The sequence below is a fragment of the Hyphomonas sp. genome (genome assembly GCF_037969335.1).
In the GTDB taxonomy this organism is placed as follows: Bacteria; Pseudomonadota; Alphaproteobacteria; order Caulobacterales; family Hyphomonadaceae; genus Hyphomonas.
Map to the genome: position 1 here is coordinate 1 of NZ_JBBKXE010000004.1, position 4,367 is coordinate 4,367.

A 4,367-nucleotide genomic window follows, 5' to 3' on the forward strand; every position below is an offset into this window, starting at 1 on the left:
ATGCCGCCGGATTGTCAATCGCCCCCGAATCTATCCGCGACCAGCGCAGCCATGTATCCTGCACGGCATCTTCGGCCCCGGCGCGCTCGCCGAGCATCCGGTAGCACAGCGCCGTCAGCCTGGGCCGTTCTGCTTCGAAGATCGCCGTGGCCGGATTCATGACGTCTCGCTCACCTCCACTGGCACATCGCCAAATTGCAGTCGCGTACAGGCCATGCCATGGCCGAGGCCGCGCTTGAACACAGGGTACCACCGACCCGTCGCCGCCGCGAATGACGCCGCCACGACCGCCTCTTTGCCGAACCGGGCCTCGATCTCGGCGCGCAGGTCATCCGCCACCGGATCACCCGAAATCGCCGCTTTCGCAAACCGGAATCCCAGCCCGACATCCCCCGCCTCCGCATCCCGGCCCTCGGCGCAGAGCTGCAGCTTTGCCGGACTGCCGCCAGCCTGAATCACCATATTGATAACAAGCTGCGCGCACGGCCCGCAATCGCCGTCCAGCGTCGAGGCCAGCATCGCGCCTGCCATGACGTCACCTGCCGCAGGTGGCCCGCGAAAGCCGGTCGCATAGGGAAACGCCGCCATGCGCATCCCGGCCTTGGACGACGTGTTGATCACATCATGCATATAGGCGGTGTCATAATCGTAGCGCTTGCCAAAGGCGCGCGCCTGCCTGTTCAGGAACCATCCGATCATCGCGCCGCCCTCCGGGACCGGAACTGCAAGGCCGCTATCAATGCCAGCCAGGCCGGCAACTGGATGCCGACAAGGTTGACCAGCGCGATCTCATCGAAGGGCACGCCGCGCCCGAACCAGATCCAGATGTGGAACAGGGCATGGAAACAGGGCCAGGCCGCGCCGAACACGGCTGCCGTGACATCGCGCTTCCAGGCGCCCCAACCGAGCGCCGCTGCGCTGGCCAGGTAGGCCAGTGCCACATCCCGGATGAAGTGCAGGTTGAACGGCCCCATCATCGCCACGCCCGGCGTGCGCTCGTACCAGGCATGCGGGGCGAACCATAAATAGCCGGCCAGCCCCAAATTCAGTATCGCCACCCCAATCAATATTCCGCGCCACATCGGCCATCTCCTTCTTGCTGCTCCTATGACGAAACAGCCTCCGGTTTTGTGACACGGGTTCGCGCGTGCGGCGGCTGTCAGGCCTTCTGCGCCGCCTCGCGCACCGCCGCCACGTCCGGCGACGCCGCGATCCGCACGATCTCGGTCAGCAATATGTCGAGGTCCTTGCGCGCCGTGCGGTGATTGGTGATGTTCACCCTGATTGCCGTCCGGCCATTCAGCTGCGTCGTCGACGGCGCCGCGATCCCCTGCTCCTGCAACTGGATCACGATCTCATCGTTCATCGCATCCAGCACAGGGCCCGGCAGGCCATCGACCACATGCCGGAAGCAGCAGATGTTCAGCGCCACCGGCGCCAGCAATTCCAGTCCCGGCGTCCTGGCAACCTGCTCGCCCAGGTATGACGCCTGGTAGCAATTGCGCGTGATCATCTGCCCCAGCCGTTCGGTCCCGAACTCGGCCAGCTGCGCCCACACTTTCAGCGCCCGGAATCCGCGCGACAGTTCCGGCCCGTATTCCACCGGCCACGGGTTCCCGCCTGCCAGCCCGCGTTCCTTGGCCTTCAAATAGTCCGGCCGGTCGGTGAAGGCGGCGCGGTGCAGCGTCTCGTCCCGGATCAGGGCAAAGCCGGCATCGTAATTGACGTGCATCCATTTGTGGAAATCGAAGGCCAGCGAGTCCGCCCGCTTGATCCCGGTCAACCGGCCCCGCGCCCGCTCCGACAGCACGCCCAGCGCGCCGAATGCGCCATCGATATGGAACCAGAGGTTTTCTGCTTTCGCGAGGTCCGCGAGATCCTCCAGCGGATCGATCGCGCCGACATTCACGGTGCCCGCCGTGCCGATCACGACGAATGGCGTCAGCCCGTCGGCGCGGTCCTTGGCAATCGCCGCCTTCAGCGCGTCCATGTCGATCTCGAACCGGTCATTCGCCGGAATCCGCCGCAGCGCATCCGTGCCGAGGCCGACAAGGTCGAACGCCCGCGCGACGCAGGAATGCGTCTCGGTCGACGTGTAGCCGACCAGGCCATGCCCGCAGACGCCCTCCTTGCGGCTGGCAAAATCGAGCCGCGCATCCCGCGCCACCTTGATCGCGATGATCGTCGCCATCGACGTGCCCGACACGACAATACCGCTGGCGGTGTCCGGAAATTCGAACAGCTCGCGGCACCAGCGGATCACCTGTTTCTCGACATAGATCGCGCCATGATCGCGCCCGCCGACATTGGCATTCATCGACGAGGCCGCCATTTCCGCCAGGATGTTCGACGGCGTGCCGGAGCCGTGCACCCAGCCGAAGAAGCGCGGATTGGTGTTGCCCGCGCCATAGGGCAACAGGGTCTCCATCCGGCTGATCACGTCCTCCGTGCCCCAGCCCTCGCGGGGCAGCGGCGCCTTCAACGTATCCTTGATCGTATCCGGCAGCTCGGTCCACACGCGGCCCTGCCGGCTCGCCTGCATCCGGTCGATGGCAGCATCCAGCATGCGCTGCGCCTGCGCGCGGAAGGCGTCCCAGTCATCGGGGTCCAGCGAGACTTGCGGTGTGGGTTCGTCATAGGGCGTATCGGTCATGTCGGCCTATTCACCCGCTTTCGCGGAACATGCAAAGCACTTCCCGGGCGTCATGTGCAAAACGTGTCCCCTCTCCCTTGGGAATGCGGCAGTCACAGCCGGAGCCCGAATCGCGGGCCGATCCACGTCATCAGCAGGTAGAGCGCAATTGTCAGCAGGCATCCCGCCACCAGAGACGGCCAGAATCCCCAGCCCTGCCGCAACAAAGCCGGGATCAGCAGGAACATTGGCAGCGACGGCAACACGTACCAGAACGTGGCGCTGGCATGATCGGCCATGTTGGCCACGTCTGGCTTGTCGCGCCACAGCCAGATCATGCCGAGGACAGACACGAGCGGCAGCGACGCGACCAGCGCCCCGAACCCCGGGTTGCGCTTGGCAATCTCGGACACCGCCGCGATCAGGATGCCGGACACAAGCGCCTTGAGAATGAGATATGTCATGCGCTACTGGCTCGCCCACAGGATACGCCCGATCCAGGCGATCTCGTTCGGCTTGAAACTGCGCATCGGATAGTCCGGGTTCAGCGAGGCCAGATCCACCGTCCGCGTATTGCGCCGTGCCAGCACCTTGGCCATCACTTCGCCGCCCGTCGTCTTCGCCACGACCCGGTCGCCCGGCTTCACCTCGGCGCCCGGCGCAACAATGATGCGGTCGCCCGCGCGATAGGCCGGCTCCATGGAATCGCCACTGATCTGCAGCGCATAGACCGGCTCGTCGCCGAGGCCCGGAAACCGCACCTCTTCCCAGCCGCCGCCGACCGGGAAGCCCGCATCGTCAAAGAAGCCGTCCCGCCCGGCCTGTGCAAAGCCGATCAGCGGTGCCAGCCCGCCCCGGCGCCCTTCGACCATCGCGGCAAAATCATCAAACCCGCTGCCGACTGCGGCCAGCACGCGCGCAAGGCTCTCCGTCGAGGGCCAGCGCGGCCGCCCGTCAGCACCTTCGCGCTTGGAAGGGTTGAACGCCGTCGGGTCCAGTCCCGCGCGTTTCGCAAGGCCCGAGGCCGACAGGCCATGATGCGCTGCCAGCTGGTCTATTCCCCGCCAGATATCCTGGTGCTGCATGGAAAAAGCCCTGTTCTGTCCACCCCCATTGGTAATGGGTATATAATCCTATTGTCAAGCAACCTGAACGGGCCCCGCCTGCAAGGTGGACGCGCAAGGATATATACGTACTGTCCCGCGTAGGCGCCTTGCAGCCGCCCGGTCTAATCTGGGTCAACATCCATCCTTGAGAGTCCGCTGCCATGTCATCACGCCTCGTCGAAGTCTTTGTCCAGGATGTGGACGTCGACGAAGCCCGCAGCATTCTCGAAAGCTGCAGTGACCGCCTCTGGCAGGAAGCCGTTCCCGACGGGCGCGAAAAGTTCTCGGCCATTGTGCTCAGCCACGATGTCGAAAACCTGCTCAAACGCCTCAGCAACGCCCTGCACGACAATGAAGGATTCGTCGCCCTCGTCCTCGAATTGCAGGCCATCATCCCGCCGCTACAGGAACCGGAGGTGGCAGGCACAGACCATGGCCAACCCGTGCGTCCGCCCACCCCGATCGAGCGCTTCCTCAGCCGCGACCGGCGCAGCACCGACGAGATCTATGACGATGTCGTCGATTCCATCGCCCTGACGCCGGAATACCTGATCACGGTCATCCTCTCGGCCCTGATCGCCGCGCTCGGCATGCGCAGCGGCCAGACCGCCATCGTCATCGGCGCCATG

The 4,367-nt window shown here is 65.0% G+C and carries 7 protein-coding genes; 1 reads left to right on the forward strand and 6 read right to left on the reverse strand.

The genetic code is table 11. The features are described 5' to 3' along the window. From AADA04_RS00180 to AADA04_RS00205, 6 genes are all read right to left on the reverse strand, one after another. Positions 1–160 (reverse strand): sigma factor (locus AADA04_RS00180; protein WP_340691210.1); only part of this gene is annotated, 160 nt, incomplete at its 3' end. After that, complete coding sequence (locus AADA04_RS00185) at positions 157–699, reverse strand: hypothetical protein (RefSeq protein ID WP_340691204.1); 543 nt, start codon at positions 697–699, stop codon at positions 157–159. The genes AADA04_RS00180 and AADA04_RS00185, both read right to left, overlap by 4 nt. Further along, positions 696–1,058, reverse strand: a complete 363-nt coding sequence (locus AADA04_RS00190) for a hypothetical protein (protein WP_340691205.1) — start codon at positions 1,056–1,058, stop codon at positions 696–698. The genes AADA04_RS00185 and AADA04_RS00190 overlap by 4 nt, the downstream gene beginning before the upstream one ends. Before the next feature lie 101 nt (positions 1,059–1,159). Beyond that, positions 1,160–2,653 (reverse strand): pyridoxal-dependent decarboxylase, encoded by a 1,494-nt coding sequence (locus AADA04_RS00195; RefSeq protein ID WP_340691206.1) that lies wholly within the window; start codon positions 2,651–2,653, stop codon positions 1,160–1,162. A 92-nt stretch (positions 2,654–2,745) separates the two neighbouring features. Further along, positions 2,746–3,096, reverse strand: a complete 351-nt coding sequence (locus tag AADA04_RS00200; protein ID WP_340691207.1) for a DUF3147 family protein — start codon at positions 3,094–3,096, stop codon at positions 2,746–2,748. A 3-nt stretch (positions 3,097–3,099) separates the two neighbouring features. After that, positions 3,100–3,717: a helix-turn-helix transcriptional regulator gene (locus AADA04_RS00205; protein ID WP_340691208.1), complete on the reverse strand. Its 618-nt coding sequence runs from the start codon at positions 3,715–3,717 to the stop codon at positions 3,100–3,102. Positions 3,718–3,899: 182 nt separating this feature from the next. On the opposite strand from AADA04_RS00205, the gene AADA04_RS00210 reads away from it, so the two are divergent. Further along, positions 3,900–4,367, forward strand: a 468-nt coding sequence (locus AADA04_RS00210) for a hypothetical protein (protein WP_340691209.1), incomplete at its 3' end; no start/stop codon positions are given.

Excerpts from the sequence above, each read along its gene's own strand:
- AADA04_RS00185 (WP_340691204.1), bottom strand. The coding sequence starts at position 699 with ATGATCGGATGGTTCCTGAACAGGCAGGCGCGCGCCTTTGGCAAGCGC.
- AADA04_RS00195 (WP_340691206.1), bottom strand. The coding sequence starts at position 2,653 with ATGACCGATACGCCCTATGACGAACCCACACCGCAAGTCTCGCTGGAC.
- AADA04_RS00200 (WP_340691207.1), bottom strand. The coding sequence starts at position 3,096 with ATGACATATCTCATTCTCAAGGCGCTTGTGTCCGGCATCCTGATCGCG.
- AADA04_RS00205 (WP_340691208.1), bottom strand. The coding sequence starts at position 3,717 with ATGCAGCACCAGGATATCTGGCGGGGAATAGACCAGCTGGCAGCGCAT.